The 26,220-nt window shown below is 66.1% G+C and carries 21 protein-coding genes; 13 read left to right on the forward strand and 8 right to left on the reverse strand.

Features of this window, described 5'->3' with window-relative positions:
* Nucleotide 1 precedes the first annotated feature (1 nt).
* From CV023_RS08245 to ilvD, 3 genes are all read left to right on the forward strand, one after another.
* Complete coding sequence (locus CV023_RS08245; protein WP_230744984.1) at nucleotides 2-466, forward strand: MarR family winged helix-turn-helix transcriptional regulator; 465 nt, start codon at nucleotides 2-4, stop codon at nucleotides 464-466.
* A gap of 111 nt (nucleotides 467-577) precedes the next feature.
* Nucleotides 578-1,519 (forward strand): 2-hydroxyacid dehydrogenase, encoded by a 942-nt coding sequence (locus CV023_RS08250; RefSeq protein WP_230744985.1) that lies wholly within the window; start codon nucleotides 578-580, stop codon nucleotides 1,517-1,519.
* A 131-nt stretch (nucleotides 1,520-1,650) separates the two neighbouring features.
* Nucleotides 1,651-3,363, forward strand: a complete 1,713-nt coding sequence (gene ilvD / locus CV023_RS08255; RefSeq protein ID WP_230744986.1) for a dihydroxy-acid dehydratase — start codon at nucleotides 1,651-1,653, stop codon at nucleotides 3,361-3,363.
* Nucleotides 3,364-3,551: 188 nt separating this feature from the next.
* Here ilvD and CV023_RS08260 read toward each other — a convergent pair whose 3' ends face one another.
* Nucleotides 3,552-5,009, reverse strand: coding sequence for a hypothetical protein (locus CV023_RS08260; RefSeq protein ID WP_230744987.1), 1,458 nt, complete (start codon nucleotides 5,007-5,009; stop codon nucleotides 3,552-3,554).
* Nucleotides 5,010-5,110: 101 nt separating this feature from the next.
* On the opposite strand from CV023_RS08260, the gene CV023_RS08265 reads away from it, so the two are divergent.
* Complete coding sequence (locus CV023_RS08265) at nucleotides 5,111-6,052, forward strand: D-2-hydroxyacid dehydrogenase family protein (protein ID WP_230744988.1); 942 nt, start codon at nucleotides 5,111-5,113, stop codon at nucleotides 6,050-6,052.
* Nucleotides 6,053-6,153: 101 nt separating this feature from the next.
* Here CV023_RS08265 and CV023_RS08270 read toward each other — a convergent pair whose 3' ends face one another.
* Both CV023_RS08270 and CV023_RS08275 read right to left on the reverse strand, forming a co-directional pair.
* Nucleotides 6,154-6,975: an aldo/keto reductase gene (locus CV023_RS08270; protein ID WP_230744989.1), complete on the reverse strand. Its 822-nt coding sequence runs from the start codon at nucleotides 6,973-6,975 to the stop codon at nucleotides 6,154-6,156.
* Nucleotides 6,976-7,183: 208 nt separating this feature from the next.
* The gene (locus CV023_RS08275) at nucleotides 7,184-7,702 is read right to left on the reverse strand and encodes an adenine phosphoribosyltransferase (protein ID WP_230745187.1); all 519 of its coding nucleotides are present in this window, start codon (nucleotides 7,700-7,702) and stop codon (nucleotides 7,184-7,186) included.
* A 133-nt stretch (nucleotides 7,703-7,835) separates the two neighbouring features.
* On the opposite strand from CV023_RS08275, the gene CV023_RS08280 reads away from it, so the two are divergent.
* A complete protein-coding gene (locus CV023_RS08280; RefSeq protein ID WP_230744990.1) occupies nucleotides 7,836-8,399 on the forward strand; it encodes a protein-L-isoaspartate O-methyltransferase family protein in 564 nt (187 codons plus the stop codon).
* Here CV023_RS08280 and CV023_RS08285 read toward each other — a convergent pair.
* The 3 genes from CV023_RS08285 to CV023_RS08295 all read right to left on the reverse strand — a co-directional run bounded on the left by CV023_RS08285 (nucleotide 8,386) and on the right by CV023_RS08295 (nucleotide 12,659).
* Nucleotides 8,386-8,874, reverse strand: a complete 489-nt coding sequence (locus CV023_RS08285) for a hypothetical protein (protein WP_230744991.1) — start codon at nucleotides 8,872-8,874, stop codon at nucleotides 8,386-8,388. The genes CV023_RS08280 and CV023_RS08285 overlap by 14 nt on opposite strands.
* A 69-nt stretch (nucleotides 8,875-8,943) precedes the next feature.
* Nucleotides 8,944-10,752, reverse strand: a complete 1,809-nt coding sequence (locus CV023_RS08290) for an ABC transporter ATP-binding protein (RefSeq protein ID WP_230744992.1) — start codon at nucleotides 10,750-10,752, stop codon at nucleotides 8,944-8,946.
* Entirely contained in the window at nucleotides 10,749-12,659 is a 1,911-nt protein-coding gene (locus CV023_RS08295; RefSeq protein WP_230744993.1) for an ABC transporter ATP-binding protein, read from the reverse strand. Before CV023_RS08295 ends, CV023_RS08290 begins: the two co-directional genes overlap by 4 nt.
* 441 nt (nucleotides 12,660-13,100) lie before the next feature.
* Here CV023_RS08295 and CV023_RS08300 point away from each other — a divergent pair, with 441 nt between their 5' ends.
* The 5 genes from CV023_RS08300 to serA all read left to right on the forward strand — a co-directional run bounded on the left by CV023_RS08300 (nucleotide 13,101) and on the right by serA (nucleotide 19,946).
* A complete protein-coding gene (locus tag CV023_RS08300) occupies nucleotides 13,101-15,038 on the forward strand; it encodes an acetolactate synthase large subunit (RefSeq protein WP_230744994.1) in 1,938 nt (645 codons plus the stop codon).
* Nucleotides 15,035-15,547 carry an acetolactate synthase small subunit gene (gene ilvN / locus CV023_RS08305; protein ID WP_230744995.1) on the forward strand — a complete coding sequence of 171 codons (513 nt, stop codon included), beginning with the start codon at nucleotides 15,035-15,037 and terminating at the stop codon, nucleotides 15,545-15,547. Before CV023_RS08300 ends, ilvN begins: the two co-directional genes overlap by 4 nt.
* A 169-nt stretch (nucleotides 15,548-15,716) precedes the next feature.
* The gene (gene ilvC / locus CV023_RS08310) at nucleotides 15,717-16,748 is read left to right on the forward strand and encodes a ketol-acid reductoisomerase (protein WP_230744996.1); all 1,032 of its coding nucleotides are present in this window, start codon (nucleotides 15,717-15,719) and stop codon (nucleotides 16,746-16,748) included.
* Nucleotides 16,749-16,928: 180 nt separating this feature from the next.
* Complete coding sequence (locus CV023_RS08315) at nucleotides 16,929-18,221, forward strand: GNAT family N-acetyltransferase (RefSeq protein WP_230744997.1); 1,293 nt, start codon at nucleotides 16,929-16,931, stop codon at nucleotides 18,219-18,221.
* Nucleotides 18,222-18,353: 132 nt separating this feature from the next.
* Nucleotides 18,354-19,946, forward strand: coding sequence for a phosphoglycerate dehydrogenase (serA, locus tag CV023_RS08320; RefSeq protein WP_230744998.1), 1,593 nt, complete (start codon nucleotides 18,354-18,356; stop codon nucleotides 19,944-19,946).
* A 111-nt stretch (nucleotides 19,947-20,057) separates the two neighbouring features.
* Here serA and CV023_RS08325 read toward each other — a convergent pair whose 3' ends face one another.
* Nucleotides 20,058-20,864, reverse strand: coding sequence for a phosphatase PAP2 family protein (locus CV023_RS08325; RefSeq protein ID WP_230744999.1), 807 nt, complete (start codon nucleotides 20,862-20,864; stop codon nucleotides 20,058-20,060).
* A complete protein-coding gene (locus tag CV023_RS08330; RefSeq protein WP_230745000.1) occupies nucleotides 20,861-21,712 on the reverse strand; it encodes an HpcH/HpaI aldolase/citrate lyase family protein in 852 nt (283 codons plus the stop codon). Before CV023_RS08330 ends, CV023_RS08325 begins: the two co-directional genes overlap by 4 nt.
* A gap of 290 nt (nucleotides 21,713-22,002) precedes the next feature.
* Here CV023_RS08330 and CV023_RS08335 point away from each other — a divergent pair, with 290 nt between their 5' ends.
* From CV023_RS08335 to CV023_RS08345, 3 genes are all read left to right on the forward strand, one after another.
* The gene (locus tag CV023_RS08335; RefSeq protein WP_230745001.1) at nucleotides 22,003-23,040 is read left to right on the forward strand and encodes a 3-isopropylmalate dehydrogenase; all 1,038 of its coding nucleotides are present in this window, start codon (nucleotides 22,003-22,005) and stop codon (nucleotides 23,038-23,040) included.
* A gap of 265 nt (nucleotides 23,041-23,305) precedes the next feature.
* Nucleotides 23,306-24,397: a branched-chain amino acid aminotransferase gene (locus tag CV023_RS08340; RefSeq protein WP_230745002.1), complete on the forward strand. Its 1,092-nt coding sequence runs from the start codon at nucleotides 23,306-23,308 to the stop codon at nucleotides 24,395-24,397.
* Between the two features lie 213 nt (nucleotides 24,398-24,610).
* Nucleotides 24,611-26,098, forward strand: a complete 1,488-nt coding sequence (locus CV023_RS08345) for an MFS transporter (RefSeq protein ID WP_442859929.1) — start codon at nucleotides 24,611-24,613, stop codon at nucleotides 26,096-26,098.
* Nucleotides 26,099-26,220: the final 122 nt, after the last annotated feature.

Here is a 26,220-nt window from a genome sequence, read left to right on the forward strand (position 1 = left end):
CATGACCGAGATCAGACTCGGCTTCGGCCGTGACGCCCTGGCGCAGCAGGCCTGGCGAACGTACTTCGAGACTTCCCAGCGCATCCGCCAGAACCTCGAGACCGAGCTCAAGGAGGACAGCGGGCTGGCCGTCAGCGACTACAACACGCTGCTCCTGCTTTGGGAAGCCCCCGAGCGGACGCTGACGATGAGTGCCCTGGCCAAGCGGCTCGTGTTCTCACCGTCTCGGCTCAACTACCGGATCAAGGTGCTCGAGGACGCCGGGCTGGTGACGAAGACCGAGTGTCCAGACGACAGGCGCGCCCACGATATCGCGCTCACTGACAGCGGTGCCGAGGCCTTCCTCACCGCCGGCCGGCGGCATCGGCAGACCATCGACGAGGTCTTCCTCTCCCATGTCAGCGACGAGGAACTCGAGGTGATCGGGCGGGTGTTCGCGCGAATCGGCAAGGCGCTTCCGGAGTAGGAGTGGAGTAGGACGCGGAGGCGTCTGCCGCCCGGGCCGCGAATGCGATCCATTCGTCTCACAGTGTCATGAGCCTCGAACACGGCCTGAGACTCATGACACAATGTGATCATGTCGATCAAGACCATTGCCTTTCCCAATTCCGAACTCCGCAATCGCGTCATCGCCCGGATTCCGGCACATCAGCGCGCCAATGTCGACCTGGTCGTCTACTCGGACACCGAGAAGTCGGCGAAACTGAGCAAGGATGACGTCGATGTCGTCATCCTGCCCTATATGGGTTCGGCGAAATCGATCGAGATCCTCGACGAGCTGCCCAACCTCAAGCTCGTCATCACCCAGACCACCGGCTACGATCCCGTGGCGCATCTGCCCGAGAAGGGCATCGAGATCGCGACCGCCTCGGGAGTGCACACCGGAGGCACCGCGGAGCTCGCTCTCGCCCTGACCCTGGCCAGCCTGCGCGGCATCGACGACGCGGTGCGCTCGCAGGTCTCGCGCACCTGGGACCATCGCCGCCACCGTTCCCTGCAGGACCGACGCGTGATGATCATCGGCGCCGGCGAGATCGGCGGGGCGATCGCCGACCGCTTCGCGCCCTTCGAGGTCGAGCTGACCCGGGTCGCCACCACCGCCCGCGAGGACGAGCGCGGCCAGGTGCACGGCATCGACGAACTGCCGCAGCTCCTTCCCCACACCGAGGTGGTCGTGCTCATCACGCCGCTGACCGAGGGGACGCACCACCTCGTCGACGCCGACTTCCTCGGCCGACTCCCCGACAACGCCCTCATCGTCAACGTCGCCCGCGGCAAGGTCGTCGATACTGATGCGCTGGTGGCCGAGCTGAGCACCGGTCGACTCCACGCCGCGCTCGATGTCATGGACCCCGAACCGCTGCCGGAGAGTCATCCGCTGTGGGGCACCCCGAACACGCTGATCACCCCGCACGTGGGAGGCGACACCTCGGCGTTCGAACCACGGGTCGTGCAGATCCTCGCCGAGCAGGTCCGCCGTCTCAACGACGGGGAGCAGCCGGTCAACCTCGTCAAATAGGTCACACGCGGATCACCTAATGCGGTCGGCCGTCGTCGTCTCGGCGGCCGGTCCTGCGACTGCTCTCAGCTGGGGTTCCACCATGCGAGAGTTTGGCATGCGAATGCTGACAGCGGGCGTAGAGTGCCTGCATGAGCATCGATACAGACACCGCCGCACCAGACATCAAACCCCGTTCTCGCGACGTCACCGACGGCCTCGAGGCCACCGCCGCCCGCGGCATGCTGCGGGCCGTAGGCATGGGCGACGATGACTGGGTGAAGCCCCAGATCGCGATCGCGACCTCGTGGAACGAGATCACCCCCTGCAACATGTCCCTGCAGCGTCTCGGCCAGGCCTCCAAAGAGGGAGTCCACGAGGCGGGAGGGTTCCCGCTCGAGTTCGGCACCATCTCCGTCTCCGACGGCATCTCGATGGGCCACGAGGGCATGCACTACTCCCTGGTCTCACGTGAGGTCATCACCGACTCCGTCGAGACCGTGATGAGCGCTGAGCGCCTCGACGGATCGGTCCTCATGGCCGGCTGCGACAAGTCGATCCCGGGCATGCTCATGGCCTCCGCCCGCCTCGGCCTCTCCAGCGTGTTCCTCTACAACGGCTCGATCATGCCGGGCACGGCGAAGCTCTCCGACGGCACGGAGAAGGAAGTCACCCTCATCGACGCCTTCGAAGCCGTCGGCGCCTGCCGCGCCGGCACCATGTCCCAGAGCGACGTCGACGCCATCGAACGGGCAGTGTGCCCCGGTGAGGGCGCCTGCGGCGGCATGTACACGGCGAACACCATGGCATCGGCCGCCGAGGCGATGGGCATGTCCCTGCCCGGCTCGGCCGCCCCGCCGGCCATCCACCGCAACCGCACGATGTTCGCTCGGAAGTCCGGCGAAGCCGTGGTCAACCTGCTCCGTCAGGGCATCACCACCAAGGACATCATCACGCGCGAATCGCTGCACAATGCGATCGCCGTGGTCATGGCCTTCGGCGGATCGACCAACGCAGTGCTCCATCTGCTCGCGATCGCTCACGAAGCCGGCGTCGAGCTGCAGCTCGATGACTTCAACCGGATCGGCGACAAAGTCCCGCACTTGGGCAACGTCAAGCCCTTCGGTCAGTACGTGATGAACGACGTGTTCAAGATCGGCGGCGTGCCGGTGATCATGAAGGCCCTCCTCGACGCGGGTCTGCTCAACGGCGACTGCCTGACCGTGACCGGAAAGACAGTGGCCGAGAACCTCGAGTCGATCAACCCGCCGGACCCCGACGGCAAGATCCTCCGGGCGCTGAACAACCCGATCCACGCCACCGGTGGTCTCACCGTGCTGCGCGGATCGCTCGCCCCCGAAGGTGCGGTCGTGAAGTCGGCCGGCTTCGACGCCGACGTCTTCGAGGGCACCGCCCGGGTCTTCGACCAGGAGCAGCCGGCCATGGACGCCGTACTGAACGGAGAGCTGAAGAAGGGCGACGTCGTCGTCATCCGCTATGAAGGCCCCAAAGGCGGTCCCGGCATGCGTGAGATGCTCGCGATCACCGGTGCCATCAAGGGTGCGGGAATCGGCAAGGACGTTCTGCTGCTCACCGACGGTCGCTTCTCCGGCGGCTCGACCGGTCTGTGCATCGGACACATCGCCCCCGAGGCCGTCGACGGCGGGCCGATCGCGTTCGTCGAGGACGGGGACAAGATCACCGTCGACATCGCCGCCCGCTCGATCGAACTCCATGTCGACGAGGAGGTGCTGGCCGAGCGCCGGACGACCTGGACGATCCCGGAGAACCACCGCCTGACCGGCGTGCTCGGCAAGTACGCGAAGCTCGTGCAGTCAGCTTCGACCGGAGCGGTCTGCTTCTGAGTCCAACCGGCCCCGTAAGGCCCGATGACACCGGTATGACCGGCTGATTCGGGCCACAGATCTCCGCCGAGGTGGTGCAGTCGAAGAGGCTGCACCACCTCGGCGTTTCTGTGCCCGTGTGCCGACCGGTAGATCGTCCGAGGCCGAGTGATCGGCCGAAGCCTAGGGATCGGCCAGGACCGGCGGACTCAGCCGGCCCTGACCGGCGCCGCGGCCGAGCCGTCCCGGATCCACCGCCTGGTCGGACGGACCATGAACCCCATGAAGACGAGTCGGATGACGACCATCCACGCCCACACGGTGACGGCCTCGCCGTGCCCGGTCAGGTCGATGACGAGGAGGCCGAGCACTCCGAGTCCGAGATAGGAGACGACCAGCGCGGACAGTCCCAGCTTCGGGCCGGAGGCGACCTTGAGGAACGAGAACAGGATCCCCGCCCACGGTTCGCACAGCACCTGCGCCGTGACGAGGAGCATGAGCGGCAGCGGGGAGATGTGGATGACCCCGGTGAGCATGAGGATGAGGGCGAGCACCCCCGCCGAGGTGGTCACCACCGAGGAGGAGAACGTGACCACCCGCAGGTCGGTGCGTCGTACGAGGCTCCCGGTCGCCTCGGCGGACCCAGTGACCTCGGTCGCCTCGGCGGGGGCGAGTCGGCTCTGCCGGCTCATCCGGCCGCCCACGATCCCGAGCTGCTTGATCGGGACGATGAGGGCGCGCATGAGGGAGACGATGAGGGCGACCATCGCCCCGTCGGCGGGGGAGTGGTGGGAGGCCACGGAGATCGCAACGGTGTAGGTGAGCAGGAAGACGAAGCCGTCGATGGTCGTGAGGAAGGCCGAGAGCGGGGAGAAGTCCCTCCAGCCCCGAGCGCGGCCGGGCCGGGCCGCCTGCCACAGGCCGGCCACGATGCCGATGCGGAATTCGCGCAGTCGACTCAGTCGCATGGCGACCGTGAGCAGTCGGACTGCCACGCTCGTGACGCCGATGAGGGCAAGCGCGATGTGGGCGTCGAGTCCGATGACGATGCCGACGATCGCCGAGGCGACCGTGAGTCCCGTGCTCAGCACCGAGACCCACAGTCCGAACCCATCCTGTGCAGCCGACTGGGTGAGTCCGGCGATGACCGCGGTCAGCGGACCGAGGAGGAGAACGACGAGGTAGGGCCACCAGTAGGGATAGAAATACTCGGGGGAGACGCCGAAGATGTGTGGTCCCCACAGGCTCAGGGCCAGGGCGGCCACGGCGACGATGGCCGTCATCGTCAGTGCCGGCCGGAATTCCGCAACGACGAGTGAACGGAGTTCGGCTCGGTCGGAGTCCACTTCTGACGGCTCCGAAACATCCACGCTCGCCTGCACCGACTCAGCCGATCCAGCCGACCCGTCCGATCCAGCCGACTCCCTCGTGGCCCGCAGCGCCCCGAAGGGCTTCGCGCTGCTCATGAGCGTGTGCACGGTGAATCCCGCCGAGGCGACCGAGATGAGCCCGAACACCGACCCCACCGCGCCGATCGTGATCGCGAAGTCCGTACCGTAGTGCGCGCGGGTGACGAGCAGGACGAAGAAGGCCGCGGAGAAGGAGATGAAGGACGAGAGTGCCGCGGTGAAGGAGCGGGCGACGTAGTTCGGGGCGAAGTACCGCATCTCAGCCGCGGCCGCGTCTCAGAGTGGTCGGTGGTCGCACACTCTCACCCTAACGGCTCTACGCTGGAGTGAACCCGAGAGCACCCGAGAAGAGGAGTGACATGCGCATCGTCGTTCTCGATGACTATCAGCAGGTGGCCGGCGGCTTCGCCGACTGGTCGCAGCTCGACGCCGAGGTCGAATTCGTCTCCCGCCCGATGGTCGATGACGATGACCTCGTACGGACCCTATCCGGCGCCGAGGTAGTCGTGGCCATGCGTGAGAGGACGGCGTTCACCGCCGCCCGGCTCGCCCGCCTTCCCGATCTGCGACTGCTCGTGACCACCGGACGGGTCAACGCCTCGATCGACCTCGACGCGGCCAGATCCCAGGGGGTCGTCGTCTGCGGAACCGAGTCGACGATCACCGCGACCCCGGAGCTGACCTGGGGGCTCATCCTCTCCGTGCTGCGCAGCATTCCTCTAGAGGATGCCGCGATGCGCACCGGAGGGTGGCAGTCCACGGTCGGTGGGGACCTCTTCGGGCACCGCCTCGGCGTGGTCGGTCTCGGTCGTCTGGGAACGCAGGTGGCCAGGGTCGGGGCGGCATTCGGGATGGACGTCGTGGCTTGGAGTCAGAACCTCGAGCAGGAACGGGCCGCCGACGTCGGGGCACATGCGGTGAGCAAAGAGGAGCTCTTCGCCACCTCCGATGTCGTCACCGTGCACTACAAGCTCAGCGAACGCAGCCGCAGCCTCGTCTCGAGTGCCGAATTCTCAGCCATGAAGCCGACGAGCATCTTCGTCAACACCTCGCGGGCCGGACTCGTGGACACCGATGCGCTCGTCGGCGCTCTGGAGACCGGGCAGATTCGCGGAGCCGGCATCGACGTCTACGACGAGGAGCCGCTGCCGGTCGACCACCCGCTGCGCTCGGCACCCCGCACGGTGCTCACCCCGCACCTCGGCTACGTCACCGCGGACACGTACTGCATCTTCTTCACCCAGGCGATCGAGGACATCGCCGCCTGGGCGGCGGGGGAGCCGGTCCGGGTGCTGGGCTGATCAGAGACGACGAAGCCGCCGGAGAGACTCTGCTCTCCGACGGCTTCGCTGTGGTTTGAGACCGAGGCTCAGTTCACCTCGGCTCAGGTCACTTCGGTGGTTCAGTTCACCTCAGCGGGGTCGGCCGACACACGTCCGCCGTTCTCGAGACCATCGATGGCGTTCACCTCGGCGTCGGTGAGTTCGAAGTCGAAGACGTCGAAGTTCTGGGCCATGCGCTCGCGGCTGTTCGACTTGGGGAAGACGACATGGCCCTTCTGCAGGTGCCAGCGGATGATGGCCTGCGCCCAGGACTTGCCGTGGGCGGAGGCGATCTCACCGATGACGGTGTCCGCGTAGTCGACCTTGCCCTGGCCCAGCGGACCCCAGGCTTCGATCTTGATGTCGTGTTCGGCCAGCAGCGGGCGGGTATCGACCTGCTGGAACTGCGGGTGGACCTCGATCTGATCGACGGCAGGGATGATCCCGGTGTTCAGAATCTCGGGCAGGAAGCGGTGGTCGAAGTTCGACACGCCGATCGAGGTCGTCAGGCCCTCATCGCGGTAGCCGGGGAAGGCTTCCCAGGTCTCAACAGAGTTCTTGTTCTCCGGGGTCGGCCAGTGGATGAGGTAGAGGTCGACGTGATCGAGGCCGAGCTTCTCGAGGCTCTCGCCCAGAGCTCGCTTCGACTCCTCGGCACCGTGGCGGTCGTTCCAGAGCTTCGTGGTCACGAAGAGCTCATCGCGGGCGATGCCGGACTTCGCGATCGCGCGGCCCACGCCCTCTTCGTTGCCGTAGACGGCGGCCGTGTCGATGTGGCGGTAGCCGACCTCGAGGGCGTCGGTGACGATGCGCTCGGTCTCCTCGGGATCGACCTTGAAGACGCCGAAGCCCAGCTGGGGGATCGTCTTGCCGTCATTGAGTGTGAGTGTGGGAACCGTCAAGGTGTACGCCTTTCGTCACGATTGTTCTGGTCCGGTCGGCGTCCGATATGGACGCCGCTGGTGAGCCAGGCGCCGAATCGGACGCCTGAACGAGAATATAACGCCGAGGTGGTGACTCCGTATTCCCGAGCGCTGGGACGAGTACCGTCCCTGCTCATCGGGACCTGTGAGCGAAGTACGAGACCTGCGGCTGAGCTGCGTGAACCGTTCAGTCGGTGAAGAGGGCGTGGACGTCGCCGGTGAGCTCTCGACCGCCGAGGTCGGTGAGTTCGAGGACGACGGCCGATCCGACGACCTCGGCGCCGAGGTCGGCCACCAGTGACTGGGCGGCGGTGAGCGTGCCGCCGGTGGCGAGGATGTCGTCGACGAGGAGGACGCGTTCGCCCTTCTCGAGCACATCGGGGCCTTCGATCGTGGCCGTGCCGTATTCGAGCGAGTAGGACACCGCTGCTGCGGGCTTCGGCAGCTTGCCGGCCTTGCGGATGGGCAGGATGCCCACACCGGTCATCGCGGCGATCGTTCCGGCGAAGAGGAACCCACGTGCCTCGAGGCCTCCGACGATGTCGAACTTGCCTGCGAAGGGAGCGATGAGCGCCTCGCTGACGGCACGGAGCGCGGGACCGTCGGCGAGCAGCGGTGAGATGTCGCGGAAGTTCACTCCCGGCTGAGGGTAATCAGGAATCGAGGTGATGAGGGTCTGCGCGCGGTCGAGTTCGGTTTTCGTCACGGGCCAACGATACCCGGTGGTGTAGGTGGGTTCGCGCTCGGCCTTGATATCCGGGGCGCAGACGCGCACGCTGTCGTACAGGGAACTCAATGCGACCGGATCGAGAATGGAGGGCGCGACCGTGGAGACCACGTTGGTCGAAGCACTGTCACGCATACCCAGAGCGCTGTTCCTGCCGGCCGGCGAACGCAGCCATGCCGGTGACGATGTGCCGCTGCCCATCGGGCTGGGTCAGACGAACTCACAGCCGAGCACCGTTGCCGACATGCTCGAGCTGCTGGATCCGCAGCCCGGAGAGCGGATTCTCGATCTGGGGTCAGGCTCCGGCTGGACGACGGCGCTGCTGGGTAGCCGTGTCGGAGAGCACGGGAACGTGATCGGTGTTGAGCGGCATGAAGAGCTGATACGACGCTCGCGGGAGGCTCTGACCGATCACGGGGTTGCGAATGCGAGGATCGAGGCGGCGACTCCCGGACGATTGGGGCTGCCGGAGTCGGGTCCCTTCGATCGCATCCTCGTCTCCGCCGGCGCCGAGACGCTGCCGACCGAACTGATCGAGCAGCTGAGGGTCGGGGGAGTCATGGTCATCCCTGTCGCCGGTGAGATGCTGCGAATCGTGCGCACCGGAACCCGCGGCGATGAGTACGCATCTACGAAGCACGGCAGATATCGCTTCGTTCCGCTCATCCGCGACTGATTCGAGATGCCCTCTGCCGTCGGACGAACCAGGTGATCGTCGAGACCAGCGCGACAAAGGCGATCGGAATGACCATGTAGAGACCTGATACCTCCCACTGCTTCGTCTTCCATGACCACGGCAGCAACGGGTGTCCGAGAGTCGCTTCGGCCACGACGAGTCCGCAGACAGCTGGAATGAAGACAGCGGCGAGCACCAGCCCCGACAGCGAGGTCTTCTCTGTGGTCTGGGCAGACGGAACCCTCAATTCGACGCCTCGCTTCCGTGCATAGCGCTGAGTCACGAAGCGGGGAATCTCGAACGAGGTCAAGACCACCACCAGGAGCCCCGCCCACCACAGCCCAGAGGCGATGAATAGCAGTGCGAGGGCGAAGGCCATCCATCTAGTCGCCGTATATCCGCGGGCCATCGCGGCCTCGATGATCCGACGTTCCTCGATTTCGTGTTCGACATCATTGTCGGACTCGGTATCCACGTGTGACCTCCTCATGGCCTCGATTCCTCCGCTGAACAACAACATACATTGCTGGGAAGCGCGAGTCGATCAGACCAACGAGTCCTTCCACGCCCGGTGGAGCTGGGCGAAGCGGCCGGTGCCGGAGATGAGCTCATTCGGTGTGCCGTCCTCGATGATCCGACCGGCATCCATGACGAGCACCCGGTCGGCGATCTCCACGGTCGAGAGTCGGTGGGCGATGATGATCGCGGTCCGCCCCTCGAGCACGGTGGCAAGAGCATTCTGGACCAGCCTCTCGGACGGGATGTCGAGGTGCGCGGTCGCCTCGTCGAGGACGACGACGGCAGGATCGGCCAGGAACACGCGAGCGAAGGACACGAGCTGCCGCTGCCCGGAGCTCAGCCGCCCGCCGCGCTTCTTCACATCGGTGTCGTAGCCGTTCGGCAGATTGCGGATATAGGCATCGAGACCCACCGCCGTGGCCGCGGCGACCACGGCCTCGTCATCGGCGTCCGGGTTGCCGATCCGGATGTTGTCCGCGATCGTGCCGGCGAACAGGAAGGACTCCTGCGTGACCATGACGACGTTGGCCCGCAGCTCGGCGTCGTCGAGATCCCGCAGGTCCACCTCGTCAATGGTGATCCGGCCCTCCGAAGGATCGTAGAACCGGGTGACGAGCTTGACGAGGGTCGATTTGCCGGCACCGGTGGCACCAACCAGCGCAACGATCTGCCCGGCAGGGATCCGCAGGTCGAAGCGGGGGAGCACGTCTTCGCCGTCGCCGTATGAGAAGCGGACATGGGTGAGATCGACCGAGCGGCCGGCGCCCTGCTCCCGGATCGGAAGGTGCGTGGGCTGGGATGGAGGAACCACCTCGGGGTCGGTATCGAGGACCGCTGCGATCTTCTCCAAGGCCGCCGAAGCGGACTGATAGAGGTTGAACGCCTGCACCAGTTCGTCGAGCGGTCCGTAGAAGCGGCGCAGGTAGAGGATGAACGCGGCGAGCACCCCGACCTGGGTCCAGCCCTCGATGACGAGCCACGCGCCGACGACGATGATCACCGTCTGGGTGACATTGCCGACCAGCCGGGTCCACCCGGCGAACCAGGCGACGCCGCGCAGCGCATCGGTATTCGCGTCGCGGTACTGCGAATCCTGCCGACGTAGGGTGCCGCGGCGATCGGGCTGACGGCGGTAGGCCTGCACCGCGCGGATCCCGCCCATCGTCTCGACGAAGTGGACGATGACCTTCGCGATCGATGTCCTCGTCCGCCGATAGGCGTTGCGCTGCGTCGAATGCGCGGCCTTCGTGATGAAGAACAGCGGGATGAACCCGACGAAGACGACGATCGCCAACGGCACATCGAGAACGACGAGGGTGACCGCGATGAAGACCATCTGCAGCAGCGCCAGTGCGGTCTCGAACAGGGAATAGGAGAGGAACTGTTGGACCGACTCCATGTCCGAGGTCTGCCGGGAGACCAGGCGGCCCGAGGTCGACTTCTCGTGATAGCCCAGGTCAAGGCGCTGCACGTGTGCGAACACGCGGGCGCGGAGAGTGAAGAGGATCTTCTGCGCCGTGATCCCGACCAGGCGCGTCGAGGTGAACGCCAGAATAGCCGAAGCCACTGCCGAGGCGATGAATGCGGCGATCGCGCCGATGAGCGGGCCCTTGTCACCGTCCACGGCGCGGGGAACCCCGTCATCGAGGGCAGCGGCGATGAACACCGGACCGATGACCATGGCCAGGGCGGTGAGGACGACGATGACGGCGAGGAAGATCGCCATCCCCAGGTGCGGGCGGACCATCGACTTCAGCAGTGCCCGGGCCTTGAGGGCGATGTCCGGAGGCAGCTGCTCGACCTCGTCGTCGCGATCCAGACGCGGCGTGCTCATTCGTCTCCTCCGTCCCTCGTATGGGCTTCCGTCATGCTGAGATCGCGGGACCCGCCGTCCCCGGCCTCCCGGATCACCTCGACCCGGTTGGTCGTGGCGGATGCGCTCGCCGAGGCGGTCCGTCCAGATCCTTCGACCGCGGATCCAGCCCGTCCCGGCTCCTCAGCTGCGGAGGCGACGGCGCTCGCCCCCATCAGCTCGCGATAGAGCGGAGAGGAGAGGAGCAGCTCCTCATGCGTGCCCTGTGCTGCGATCCGCCCGCCGTCGAGGACCGCGACGACGTCGGCGAGAGCCGCGGTCGAGGGACGGTGGGCGATGATGAGCGTCGTCGAATCGGGCAGGATCTCGCGCAGGGCCAGCTGCACCCGATCCTCGGTGTCGACGTCCACGGCCGAGAGCGGGTCGTCGAGGACGAGGATTCGCGGCTTGCCGATGACCGCGCGGGCCAGGGCCAGTCGCTGCCGCTGACCGCCGGAGAGCGAGAGTCCCTGTTCTCCGACCTGAGTATCCAGGCCTTCGGGCAGGTGGGAGACGAAGTCCTTCGCGGCGGCGATCTCGAGGGCCTGCCAGATCGCCTCGTCGTCGGAGCCCGGGGCACCCATCTCCACGTTCTCGGCCACCGAGGTGGAGAACAGGATCGGGTCCTCGAAGGACACCGAGACGAGGTGGCGCAGTTCGTTGACCGGCAGGTTCCGGATGTCGACGCCGTCGATGCGCACGACACCTCCGGTGACGTCCTGCAGGCGCGGTACGAGAGAGGCCAGAGTGGTCTTCCCCGACCCTGTCGCCCCAACGATGGCCATGGTCTGGCCGGGCTCGATGCGCAGGTCGAGACCGGACAGGGTCTCACGTTCGGTATCCGAGAAATGGAAGTCGACATCGTCGAAGACGAGCTCGCCGCGGTACTTCCCGACATCGGGGTCATCGACGAACCGACCGTCGGCGTCGGTGATGTCGCGCCTGATGTCGATGACCTCCCAATAGCGGGCCGCGGCCGTGAGCGACATGAGCGCATCGGCGAGGAGGAAGCCGAGCATCTCGATCGGCATTCGCAGCACCATCGAGATCGTCACTCCGGCCACCACGGTGCCCACTGTCGTCCATCCGGCGACGACGCCCCAGGTGCCGATCGCCACGATCGCCGCCTGGGCCAGGGTGGGCAGGAAGATGAGGACGGACCAGAACCACGAGTCGAGCTTGGCCTTGCGGACCTCCAGATCTTGGAACTTCGTCGAGACGAGGCCGAAGCGTGCAGCCGCCCAGGGGGAGCGGCCGAAGGATTTGAGGATGCGGATGCTCTGGATCGACTCCTCGACCTCGGTGGTGATCTCGCCGATCGTGTCCTGCGACCGGCGGGAGGCATCCCGATACTTCTTCTCGAAAATCGACACCGACACGATGGTCGGCACCGCCATGACGATCATGATGAGGCCGAAGACCGGCTGCAGGGAGGTGAGCATGATCGTGCCGACGAGGATGACGATCGGGGTCGAGGCGAGGAAGGGCAGACCGAAGGCGAAGAAGCGGCGCAGCTGCGAGAGATCGTTGGTCGCGCGCGAGAGCAGCTGGCCCGATTCCCAGGAGTCGTGGATGGCCACCGAGGTGTACTGCAGTCGATCGAACAGACGTGCCCGCCAGGTGATCTCCCAGGTCGAGACCACGGGCGCGACGATCATCCGTCTGGCCCACATGCCCACCGCCTCGACGATGCCGATGGCGAGGACGCCGAGCACCGGCCACCACAGTGCGGAGAAGTCACGCTCGGCGATCGGTCCGTCGATGATGTATCCGGTGATCATCGGCACGACCAGCTGGATCCCGTTGGCCAGCAGGGTGAGTACGAGCACGAAGGCGTACACCCCGATGCGAGAGCGGAGATCGGGCCAGAAGCGGAGGAGGGGGCGCACGAGACAAGAGCCTAGTGCGACGGCGTGTCGGAGTCTACGGATCGCACAATCGGGCTTCCCTTTTCTCTGACCGCTGAATCGCCGGGCCACGGACCGCCGTGCGGCAGGGCCAAGAGCCGCCGGACTGCTGGGCCACGGACCGTCAGACCGGCGGGCCCCGAACCGGTCACTCGCGGTCGCCGGCGAACCCCCGCCTCGGCGCCGGTCTCACCGATCAAGTATCCCTCATCCCGATATTCGAGACGATCGATTGCGAGGTTTGACACCCCGAACACGCGCGGTGAACTATTGAGCCATGAACAACCTTCTTGTCGTCGTCATTACCCAGCGCGCGGATCATCCGTAGCCTGTCGACACGACACGTTCCGCGCGCCCCTACCGAAACCGGAGGGGCTTTTTTCATGCGGGGACGAGAAGGAAAACCAGGAAGGATAGGAAACGATGGCAGCCACGCCCTCGGCCAAGGCGGCATCCGGGACTTCGCCCGGCGCCACCCCGGTCACCGCCACACCGTCCAGCATTCGGCGCACCACGACGCCGGAGGTCCTCACCGGCGCGCAGGCAATCGTCCGCAGCCTTGAGAAGCTCGAGGTCGAAACGGTCTTCGGACTGCCCGGCGGCACCATCCTCCCGACCTACGATCCCCTCTTCGAGACCGACAAGATCCGCCACATCCTTGTCCGCCACGAACAGGGCGCCGGCCACGCGGCCGAAGGATACGCGGCCGCCTCGGGCAAGCTCGGCGTATGCATCGCCACCTCCGGTCCCGGTGCGACCAACCTCATCACGGCCCTGGCCGATGCGCACATGGACTCGGTTCCGGTGCTCGCGATCACCGGCCAGCAGAGCTCGAAGCTACTCGGCACCGACGCCTTCCAGGAGGCCGACATCGTCGGCATGACGATGCCGGTGACCAAGCACAGCTTCCTCGTCACCCGGGCCGAGGACATTCCCGAGGCCATCATCAATGCCCACCACATCGCCACCACCGGGCGCCCCGGCCCCGTCCTCGTCGACATCACCAAGGATGCGCAGACCGGGACGGCGCCGTTCGTCTGGCCCGAGGAGCCGCAGCTGCCCGGCTACCGGCCCGTGCTCAAACCCCACGCGAAGCAGATCCGGGAGGCCGCGCGCCTGATCTCGGAAGCTCAGCGCCCGGTGTTCTACATCGGCGGCGGCGTCATCCGCTCGCAGGCGGAGAAGGAGCTGCTCAAACTCGCCGAGGCGACGAAGATTCCCGTGGCCACGACCCTGATGGCTCGGGGTGCGTTCCCCGATTCGCACCCCCAGCACCTGGGCATGCCCGGCATGCACGGCAGTGTGCCCGCTGTGACCTCGTTCCAGAAGTCGGATCTGCTCATCGCCATCGGCGCCCGCTTCGATGACCGGGTGACCGGCAATCTCGATTCCTTCGCGCCGAATGCGAAGGTCATCCACGCCGACATCGACCCGGCCGAGATCGGGAAGAACCGTGAGGTCGAGGTCGCCATCGTCGGTGACGCCCGCGAGGTGCTCTCCGAGATGCTCGTCGAGCTCAAGGGCAAGTTCCCCAAGGCCCTCGAGCGGGAGCGCGAGCCCTGGTGGCGCTTCATCGACCGGCTCAAGACGACCTACCCGCTGGGCTACTCCTCGCATGGTGAGCTGTGCGATCCGCAGTACGTGATCTCCCGGATCTCCGCACTCACCGGCCCCGAGGCGGTCTATGCCGCAGGCGTCGGCCAGCACCAGATGTGGGCCGCCCAGTTCGTCGAGTTCGAACGTCCGAAGTCGTGGCTGAACTCCGGAGGGCTGGGCACCATGGGCTACTCCGTACCCGCGGCCATGGGCGCCAAGGTCGCCGAACCCGACCGGGTCGTGTGGGCGATCGACGGCGACGGCTGCTTCCAGATGACGAACCAGGAACTGGCGACCTGCGCTCTCAACAACATCCCGATCAAGGTCGCGATCATCAACAACTCCTCCCTCGGTATGGTCCGCCAGTGGCAGACCCTGTTCTACGACGGCCGGTATTCCAACACCGACCTCAACACGGGCCATGAGACGATCCGGATCCCCGATTTCGTCAAACTCGCCGAAGCGTACGGCTGCGAGGCGCTGCGCGTCGATCGCAATGAGGACGTCGACTCGGCGATCGAGAAGGCGCTGTCGATCAACGACCGTCCGGTCGTCCTCGACTTCACGGTTCCGCCGGATGCGATGGTCTGGCCGATGGTCGCCGCCGGAGTCTCGAACGACGAGATCGAATACGCCCGCGGCGTCCGCCCCGAGTTCGACGGCGAGGGCGATGAGCAGGCCGAGGAGCAGATCATCGCCGAAGCCGGCGCAGAAGAAGACGGCACGGTTCGCTCCGTGGCTCAGATCGAAGGAGGCCTGGAATGAACAGCCGACACACACTCTCGGTCCTGGTCGAGAACAAACCGGGCGTGCTGGCCCGCCTGACCGGACTCATCGCCCGCCGCGGATTCAACATCCACAGCCTCGCCGTGGGTGTGACCGAACACGAGGGGCTCTCACGCATCACCGTCGTCGTCGACGTCGAGGATGTGCCCCTCGAGCAGGTGACGAAGCAGCTGAACAAGCTCGTCAACGTCATCAAGATCGTCGAGCTCGAGGCCGAGAGCTCGGTGCGCCGGGCCCACGTCATTTACAAGGTCAAGGCCAACGCCTCGACCCGACCCCAGGTGGCGTCCGCTGTGGACATGTTCCGGGCGAAGATCGTCGACGTCTCGACCGACTCGGTCAGCGTCGAGGTCACCGGTGAGCAGGGCAAGGTCGACGCTCTCCGCGACGTCCTCGAGCCCTTCGGGATCAAGGAGATCGTCCAGTCGGGCATGGTGGCCATCGGCCGCGGTTCGAAGTCGATCACCGATCGTGCCCTGCGGGGCTGAGCCGATAGGAGCCCCGCCGAGGCTTGGTCTTCCTCGCCGAGGCGGGGGCGACGGTCCGCGATCCGCGTTCCATTTCGTGGAACGGCAAGAATCTCAATAAATGAACTGCAGTACCGAACTGTGAAACAATGGGGGAGTACCCCCGAACTCTTGAAGGAGCTAAGAAACCATGGCAGCAGAACGCTATTACGACGACGATGCCGACCTGTCCGTCATCCAGGGCAAGAAGGTCGCCGTCATCGGCTACGGCAGCCAGGGCCACGCGCACTCGCTGAGCCTGCGCGACTCGGGCGTCGAGGTCCGCATCGGCCTCAAGGAAGGTTCCTCGAGCCGCGACAAGGCCGCTGCCGAAGGCCTTGAGGTCGGCACCCCCGCCGAGGTGTCCGCATGGGCCGATGTCATCACCATCGCCGCCCCCGACCAGGTCCAGGCCGAGATCTTCAACAACGAGATCAAGGATCAGCTGGCACCGGGCAAGACCCTCGTGTTCATCCACGGCTTCAACATCCGCTTCGACTACATCCAGGCACCCGAGGGCGTCGACGTCATCATGGTCGCACCGAAGGGGCCCGGTCACGTCGTTCGCCGCGAATACGTCGACGGACGTGGTGTGCCCGTGCTCGTCGCCGTCGAGGTCGACGCCTCCGGCAAGGCCTGGGACACCGTGCTCTCCTACGCGAAGGGCATCGGCGGCCTGCGCGCCGGCGGCATCAAGACCACCTTCACAGAGGAGACCGAAACCGACCTGTTCGGTGAGCAGACCGTCCTCTGCGGCGGCGTCTCCCACCTCGTGCAGTACGGCTTCGAGACCCTGACCGAGGCCGGCTACCAGCCCGAGATCGCCTACTTCGAGGTCCTCCACGAGCTCAAGCTCATCGTCGACCTGATGGTCGAGGGCGGCATCGCCAAGCAGCGTTGGTCCTGCTCCGACACCGCCGAGTACGGCGACTACGTCTCCGGCCCGCGGGTCATCACCCCCGAGGTGAAGGAGAACATGAAGGGCGTCCTCGACGACATCCAGAACGGCAAGTTCGCCGAGCGCTTCATGAACGACCAGAAGAACGGTGCGGCAGAGTTCAACGAGCTGCGCGCCAAGGAAGAGAAGCACCCGATCGAGTCGACCGGCCGCGAACTGCGCAAGATGTTCGCCTGGCTCAAGGACTCCGAGGACGACTACACCGAGGGCACTGCCGCTCGCTGATCAGTCGGGAGTTTGCGTACGCGGAGCACCGATCGCACCGAGACCCCGGGAGTCACACGATTCCCGGGGTCCCGCTTTGCCCTGTCACGGCCATGGCCGACCGGCCGGTCGGTGCCGCTCAGGCGCCGAACTCTGTGATGTGAACTATTCGCAGGGGTTGAAGTGGATTACTGTTGAGGGGTGACGAATTACAGATTCGAGAACTTCCAGCCAGCTTTCGACAAGACCACCGGGCAACCCGATGAGCGCACGAAGGGCTATTTCGCCTCGACGAGCGTGGGCTTCCACGATGTTCGGTCGACCGATCCCGCGCTGAAGAATCGTGTCGAACGCGCCATCGCCGACGGTCGCAACCTCACCGCGGTCTACGCCGATCAGGAATACGAGCACGCCCTCGACTCCTCGATTCCGGTCGCGACCTTCGCGTGGTTCGAGAAGCTCGTCAACGTCGGCGGCGGCCGGCTCGTCCCCGGTCACCTCATCACCTGGGTGACCGTCCGCCCCACCCATCGCCGGCGCGGCCTGCTGCGCTCGCTGATGACGACCGACCTCGCCGAGGCGAAGGCCGAGGGCTACCCGTTCGCCGCGCTGACCGCGACCGAGGGCGGAATCTACTCCCGGTTCGGCTTCGGGGTCGCCACCTGGGCGCACTCGATCGAGGTCGACACCTCCCCGGGCTTCAAGATGGTCCACGAACCCGACCGGCGCGTCGAGATGTGCCTGCCGAGCGAGCTGCGTGAACTCGCGCCGAAGATCTACGGCGAGTTCATGCGCACCTCACCCGGGGCGATGGAGCGCCAGCAGACCTACGTCGAACGCGCCACCGGTGCGCTCAACACCGACACCGGTGAAGAGGACCGCGGCGTGCGCGCCGCCCTGCACTTCGACGAGTCCGGTGAGCCCGACGGCTACGTGTCCTACAAGTTCGCAGGCTGGTCGAAGAACCCGCCGACGATCGACCTCATCGACTTCGTCGCCGTCACCGACGCCGCATACTCCTCACTGTGGTCGTTCCTCGCCGCCATCGACCTCTCGACGAAGGTGACCTTCGGCGAATCGGCCGAAGACTCGCCGCTGCCCTGGCTGCTCACCGACTCCCGCCGGGTCAAGACCGTGTCCACCGAGGACAACATCTGGATCCGCATCCTCGACGTCAAGGCCGCCCTCGAGGCCCGGCCCTGGTACGTGCCGGGAATGCTGACGCTTGAGATCGACGACTCGCTCGACCTCGCCGGCGGCCGCTACACGATCACCTCCGACGGTGAGAACGCCGTGGTCGAGAAGGCCCCGGACTCGGCTCAGGCCGACCTGTCACTGGGCATCGCCGAGCTCGCTTCCCTCTACCTCGGGGGAGCCGACCCGGTGATCCTCGTCCGGGCCGGTCGCATCGACGAGAACGTCCCCGGTGCGGCCGTGCGGGCCAGTGCCCTGTTCAGCCTCGGGCGGATGCCCTACTCGCCCAACGGGTTCTGAGGCGGGGTTCGCATCTGAGTCCCGGTCGGGCCCGTCTGCTGTCGCGGCGGGTTCCCAGATTCTGAGACTTTGTGAAAGCATTCACAAGGTCTCATAAGATGGACGCGTCCCGGACGCAACAGGAGGAATTCAGTGCCCAAGCCCATCGTGCTCATCGCCGAAGAACTGTCACCGGCCACGATCGATGCCCTCGGAGGAGACTTCGAGATCCGCCACACCGAAGGTGCTGACCGCTCCCAGCTGCTCGAGGCCATCGTCGACGCCGATGCGATCCTCGTCCGCTCGGCCACTCAGGTCGACGCCGAGGCGATCGGGGCGGCCAAGAGCCTCAAGGTCATCGCCCGCGCCGGAGTCGGACTCGACAATGTCGACGTCCCGGCAGCCACCTCGGCGGGTGTGATGGTCGTCAACGCACCGACCTCGAACATCGTCTCCGCGGCCGAGCTGACGATGGCCCACATCCTCGGCTCCGCACGCTACTTCGGTGCCGGCAACACCTCGCTCAAGGCGGGGGAGTGGAACCGTAAGAAGTACACCGGCGTCGAACTCTACGAGAAGACTCTGGGCATCGTCGGACTCGGCCGGATCGGCGGCCTCGTCGCCGAACGCGCGAAGGCCTTCGGCATGCGCCTGGTCGGCTACGACCCCTACATCACCCAGTCGCGCGCCGCGCAGATGGGCGTCGAGGTCATGGACCTGCCGGGACTGCTCGCGGTGTCCGACTTCGTCACCGTCCACATGCCCAAGACCCCGGAGACCATCGGCATGATCGGTGCCGAGGAGTTCAAGACCGCCAAGCCGGGCGCCCGGTTCATCAACGTCGCCCGCGGCGGCATCATCGATGAGGCAGCCCTCGCCGAGGCGGTCGCGAACGGCGAGGTCGGCGGCGCCGGCATCGACGTGTGGAGCACCGAACCCCCGGAGCACTCGGCACTCATGGAACTCGACGCCGTCAACGTCACGCCCCACCTCGGCGCCTCCACCGAAGAGGCCCAGGAGAAGGCCGGCGTGGCCGTCGCGAAGTCCGTGCGCAAGGCCCTGGCCGGGGAACTCGTCCCCGATGCGGTCAACGTCGCCGGCGGGGCCATCCACGAGGATGTGCGCCCGGGCATCCCCCTGGCAGAGCGCCTGGGACGGGTCGTCAACTCCCTCGCCGACTCCTCGGTCACCCACTTCAAGGTCGAGGTCAACGGCGAGATCGCCGACAAGGACGTCTCCGTCCTCAAGCTCTCGGCACTCAAAGGCCTGTTCAAGGACGTCGTGTCCGACCAGGTCTCCTACGTCAATGCCCCGCTGCTGGCTGAGGAGCGGGGGATCGGCGTCGAACTCAGCACCGATCCGTACTGCGAGTCCTTCCGCAACATCACCCGTCTGACCGCGACCACGAGCTCCGGGCAGCGGATCTCGGTGTCCGGCACCGTGACCGGGCCGAAGCTCGTGCAGAAGCTCACCGAGGTCAACGGCTACGATCTCGAGATCGAGCTCACCGACAACCTGCTCATCTTCCTCTACGAGGATCGTCCGGGCATCATCGGACAGCTGGGGCTCGCGCTCGGCGCCAATGAGATCAACATCGCGGGCATGCAGGTCTCGCCGTCCTCCGAGGGCAGCCAGGCGCTGTCGGTGCTCGCGGTCGACTCGGCGGTCTCCGAGGAGGTCGTCAAGGCCGTCGCCGGTGCGGTCAACGCCTCCGCGTTCAGCGCGGTGTCACTGACCGAGGACTGACCTCGGATATACCCGGTCGGGTCGGCCTCGGTTCGCGACCCGATCGGCGGCTTGATCGTCACGGTCAGATCTTCAAGCTTCGATCGTCAAGGCCCGGTCATCTCTGCAGAGTCATCTCTGCTGCGGAGATGGCCGGGCCTTCGCGTTCTGGGACTTCGCCGTCATCCACGTCCAGAGCTCATCGGCGAGCACGGCCGCCGAGATCCCGATGAGGGCGCCCGCGATCGTGTCCGAGAGCCAATGGACCTGCAGTGCGGTGCGCGACCACATCATGACAAGCACCCAGGCCAGCGCCAGAAGCATCGACCAGTGGAAGCGCAGGCGCGGCAGCGCGCCGTCACCGGGCTCATCGTGCGAGGTGAGTGTGAGCATGCGCGAGCGTGCGACGATGATCGCAAGGCTCACCGCCAGTGCCGCGGCGCCCATCGAATGCCCCGAGGGGTAGGACCAGCCGAGGGAGTCGTAGAGCTGATCGGTGGGTCTGATCCGGGTGACGAGCGCCTTGAGCAGCTCAGAGAGCCCGATGCCGATGAGCATCGCCGAGGCGAGGAATCCCGCGGTTCTGAAACGTCGGCATAGGACGAAGACGGCGGTCAGCAGACCGGTGCAGATCACGGCCCCGGTGCCCCCGCCGACCACGGCGAGGATCACCGCCAGATGGTAGGGGACGGTGCCGGGAGTGAGGCCGACGAGATCCAGCCACGTCCGGTCGACCGGTGTCGGGCCGACGACCTCGAGGTGCAGCCAGAGCCCGAAAGCGGCGACGAGCAGGATCGCGGGCAGTGTGGACAGGAGCAGCCACGTGGGCTGTCGGATCGTCTGCTGTGGCCGGTGTGCTGGTCCGACCGGCTCAGGCGGTTCGACCTGTTCGCCTGGTTCGTCCGGTTCGTTCGAGTCGGACGAACCTTCCGGACTCAAGCGTTCCAGAGGCCGTAGGTGTCGGCCAGGGAAGCGATCTTCTTCGCACGGGCCAGACGCGGCAGGTACGAGCCGTCGGTGATCTCCGAGCCGCCCTCGGCGGCCGCGAGCATCTGGCGGGCCCAGTGGCGTTCGTCCTCGCTCGGGCTCATCGAATCGTTGAGGGTGTTGACCTGGTCGACGGTGAGGACGAGCTTGCCGGTCATGCCCATCATGTGGGTCACCTCGGCGTCCTTGCGGACCTGCTCGTCATCGGCGTCGGCGGCCGAAGGACCGTCGATGGCACCGGGCAGCCCGCCCATGCGGGAGGCGATGGTCAGCCGCGAACGGGCGTAGGCCAGGGCCATGGGGTCACCGGAGAAACCGGTGTCCTTGCGGAAGTCATTCGTGCCGAAGGCGATGCGGAAGGTGCCGGGGGCCTCGGCGATCTTGGTCGCGTTCTCGACTCCGTGCGCGGATTCGAGGAGGGCGATGACGGGCAGGCCTGCCTTGGCGCGCATGGCGGTGTATGAGACCTGCTCCGGACGCTCGGTCTCGGGCAGCATGACTCCGCGCAGGCCGGGCAGCATGGCGACCGCAGCGAGATCGTCGTCCCAGAACTCCGAACCCATCTTGTTGATGCGCACCCACGCGGACATGCCGTTCTCGAGGGCACGGACGACGTTGTCGCGGGCTTCGAGCTTCTTGTCATCGGCCACGGAGGCTTCGAGATCGAAGATGACGGAATCCGCTTCGGAGGTCTGTGCAGGGGTGAACAGCTCCTCCTTCGCCGCATTGACGAGCAGCCAGGAGCGAGAGAGTTTGGCGGGAAGGGCTGCGGCTCGGGCGTTGCGGATGGTGTCTGTCAATGATCGACTTTCTCTCGGGAGACTGAAATTGCCGCCCCTGCGGGGTTTGTCGGGGTGCTATCTCCATCTTCGACTCTTCTGCGACGATTGTGTAGTCCGGAGCCGGGTTTGCGGCGTGAAATTGTTCATGTTCTCACTGTGCGTGGACCGTGCACCCACCGCGCCGCACCGTTCCCCGCGCAGATCCCCTTGCTGGCGGCCGTTCGGCCGCGGCTGGGCACAGCCCGACGGTGGTGTCCGAATAGTAGGACGTGCTAGTTGTATCGTGAGATGAGTTCTAGTCTGTGACCATGAAGTTCTCAATCGCAGTCATGCCCGGTGATGGAATCGGCAACGAAGTCGTCCCCGAAGGTCTCAAGGCCCTCCAGCGTGCCATCGAGGTCTCCGGCGACCCCGTGGAGCTCGAACTCACCGACTACACCGTCGGCGCCAAGCGCTGGCATGAGACCGGTGAGACGCTCACCGACGAGGAGCTCGAATCCCTGCGGGGCCACGACGCCATCTTCTTCGGCGCCTGCGGTGACCCGAGCGTACCGTCGGGAGTGCTCGAGCGCGGGGTCATCCTGAAGATGCGCTTCGGCCTCGGCCACGCGGTCAACCTGCGTCCCTCGAAGCTCTTCTCCGGTGTGACCAGCCCCCTGGCGAACCCCGGCGCGATCGACTTCGTCGTCGTCCGCGAGGGCACCGAGGGCTCGTACACCGGAATGGGCGGGTCGGTGCGGACCGACACCCCCAACGAGGTGGCCACCGAGGTGTCCGTGAACACCTGGTACGGCGTCGAGCGGGTCGTGCGCGACGCCTTCGAGCGCGCGCAGTCGCGGAACAAGAAGCTGACCTATGTGCACAAGCACAATGTCATGGTCCACGCCGGACACTTGTGGCGCCGCGTCGTCGAGAAGGTCGGCGCGGAGTACCCCGAGGTCGCCGTCAACTACGAGCACACCGACGCCTGCACGATCTACATGGTCACCGACCCCACCCGCTACGACGTCATCGTCACCGACAACCTGTTCGGCGACATCCTCACCGACCTCGCGGCAGCGGTCACCGGCGGCATCGGCCTGGCCGCCTCCGGCAACCTCAATGTCGAAGGCACCGCGCCGAGCCTGTTCGAGCCCATCCACGGCTCAGCTCCCGACATCGCCGGCAAGCAGATCGCCGATCCCACAGCCTCGATACTCTCGGCCTCGCTCATGGCCTCTCACCTCGGCCTCGACGTGGTCTCGAAGTCGATCGAGGCCGCAGTGGAAGCCGACCTCGCGGACCGCGACGGCACCAAGCGATCCACCGCCGAGGTGGGCGACGCGATCGCCGCCCGCTTGGGCTGAGGTCACTTCAGCTGAGCCCACTCGGGCCGAGCCTGGTTGGGCAGGGCCCAACTGGGCAGGGCTCAATTGGACCGAGCTCACGTGAGCCGAGCCCGGTTGAGAACCGGGGCCGAGCCTCTCTGTCGGTGACGACGGAACGTGGGGCCGCCTCGGCGAACGAACACACCCGACCGAACGGTCAGGAGCCATAACCCCGGTGCGACGTGCACCGGGGTGATGGACTACCCTGGCAGTGTCACTCATCACACATGAGAAAAGAGTTCCGATGACTGAATTTGTCGTTCTTAAGAATCTCCAGCCGCAACCCGAGCTGGTGCGCGAGAACATCAAGAAGGACCCCGGATTCGGGAAGTACTTCACCGATCACATGGCTCACATCCGTTACACGATCGACGATGGTTGGCAGGCTCACGAGGTCAAGCCATACGGTCCGCTCGTGCTCGACCCCGCGGCCGCGGTCTTCCACTACGCGCAGGAGATCTTCGAGGGCCTCAAGGCCTACCGTCACGCCGACGGCTCGGTATGGACCTTCCGTCCCGAACGCAACGCCGCGCGCATCAACCGTTCGGCCGAACGCCTCGCGCTGCCGCAGCTGAGCGAAGAGGACTTCATCAACTCGCTCAAGGCGCTGGTCTCGCTCGACCAGGCCTGGGTGCCGACGCCGGAGTCGGAAGCCGATGAGTCGAGCCTGTACCTGCGTCCGTTCATGATCGCCACGGAGCGATTCCTTGGCGTGAGGGCCAGCCACGAAGTCGATTACTACGTCATCGCCTCGCCTGCGGGACCGTACTTCGCCGGTGGCATCAAGCCGCTGTCGATCTGGCTCTCGACCACGCTCAAGCGGGCCGGTGCCGGCGGTACCGGCTTCGCCAAGTGCGGCGGCAACTACGCCTCCTCGCTGGTGCCGACCAACGAGGCCGCGGCCAAGGGCTGCCAGCAGGTGCTCTTCACCGATGCCGAGGAAAACAAGTACATCGACGAGCTCGGCGGCATGAACCTCATGCTCGTGACGAAGGATGGGAAGCTGCTCACCCCGGGCCTGAGCGACACGATCCTCGACGGGGTGACCCGTCGTTCGCTGCTCGATCTGGCACCGCAGCTCGGTCTCGAACCGGTGGAGCGGAAGATCGAGGTCGAGGAGTGGCGTGAAGGAGCGGCCAGCGGCGAGATCGTCGAGGCCTTCGCCTGCGGCACCGCCGCCGTGATCACCCCGATCAGCAAGCTCGTCAGCGAGGACTTCACCATCGACCATGGTGAGACCGCCGGCGAGAAGACCATGGAGCTGCGCAAGACGCTGCTCGACATCCAGTACGGTCGCGCCGAGGACACGAACAACTGGCTGGTGCGCCTGGCCTGAGGCTCGGACCTCGCGCTCTGAGCCGAGTTCGGAGCAGAGTTCTGGCGGGCACCGCTGACTGGGCAGACGCCGCTGACGGGGCGGGCATTGCGACATTGATCGCGGTGCCCGCCTTCGTCACATTCTGGCCACTGCACCCGCTCCGTGATCTCGGGCGGTCTCGACCGGCCTCCCATTTACTCAATTCTGCGTTAAATGGGGTACTGTGTGGTCGTGTCCACCACCACCTCGGCGTCTGTGCCGACCGCCTCCGAAGTCATCGCCCACCTGCCGTGGAAATGGCGCACCCAAGGTGCCATCTTCCTCATCGGCGGTCTGGGATTCATGTTCGACGCCTGGGACGTCGCGCTCAACGGATTCCTCATTCCGCTGCTCAGCGACCATTGGGACCTCAGCGTCGGCCAGGCCGCATGGATCGCCACAGCCAATCTCATCGGCATGGCCTTGGGCGCTTTCATCTGGGGAGGCGTCGCCGACGTCATCGGCCGGAAGAAGGCCTTCACTCTCACCCTCCTCGTCTTCTCGATCTTCACGATCGCCGGCGCGTTCTCTCCGGCCTTCGGGTGGTTCATCCTCTTCCGCTTCCTCGCCGGTTTCGGGCTCGGCGGATGCATCCCCGTCGACTACGCCCTCGTCGGCGAGTTCACGCCCAGCCGTCACCGTGGGCGGGTGCTGACCGCGATGGACGGCTGGTGGCCGATCGGTGCCTCGCTGTGCGCCTTCGTCTCCGCGTGGCTGCTCGGCTTCGGCGACTGGAGGCTGATCATGCTCGTTATGATCGTGCCTGCCCTGCTCACCGTCGCGGTGCGCTTCGGAATCCCAGAATCACCTCTCTATCTGGCCTCGGTCGGCCGTTATGCCGAGGCCGACGCCGTCATCGCCCGCCTGGTGAAGCGCACCGGCGCCGAGGTGAGCGAGTGGACCCATGACGCGCCCGGTGTCGCTGGTGGCATCGGTTCTGCTGGTGCCGGTGCTGCGGGCGCCGGCGGAGCTGCTGGTGCTGTCGGCGCCGCTGGTACCGCGAGTGCTGCGGGCGCCGGTCAATCTCCGTCTGCCGCCCCGGTCAGCAGGCATCTCCGAGCCGCCACCGGGCAGTTGGTCCAACTCTGGCAGCACTCGGCCAAGACGACTCTCGTCTCGTGGGCACTCTTCGTGTCCGTTCTTCTTGTCTACTACGCGGCACTGACATGGCTTCCCGGGATCCTCAAGAAACAGGGGTTGGCAGACCAGGCGGCGTTCCTGGTGACCGGTTCGATGACCGCGGTCGGCATCCTCGGCGTCGTGGTCTCTGCGCTCATCGTCGAGCGCTTCGGACGCAAGTGGGTGCTGGGTGTGACGTCGATCGTCGCGGCCGTGCTGCTCGTCGTCTCGGCGATGTTCATCGAGGCCTCCGGTGCCGAACTCACGTGGAGCGCGAGGGCAGCCATCATCGGCTTCGGCTTCGTCGTGCAGATCGCGATTCCGACGCTCTACACCTACGTCTCCGAGCTCTATCCGACGCGGCTGCGCGGTTCCGGCTTCGGCTGGGCCTCCGCCGCGTCGCGAGTGGCGACGGGCATCGCTCCGCTCGTATTCGGCGCCTTCATGTGGCCGGTGCTCGGACTGACGCTGACATTCGTCCTCACCGGACTGCTCGTCGTAGTCGCGGTCGTCCTCATGGGACTGCTTGCGCGTGAGACCACGGGGGAGCGGCTGAGCTGAGGTTCCCCGACTTCGCTCGGTCGGAATGGGAGGGCCGGCGGTGCCCTGTCGGAACGGGACTCTCCGCGCTCGTCCGCGCTGACCGGTTGTCCCCACTTTCGGCCCACTGACCTCGGGCGATG

This window comes from Brevibacterium sp. CCUG 69071, from assembly GCF_021023135.1.
Lineage (GTDB): Bacteria > Actinomycetota > Actinomycetes > Actinomycetales > Brevibacteriaceae > Brevibacterium.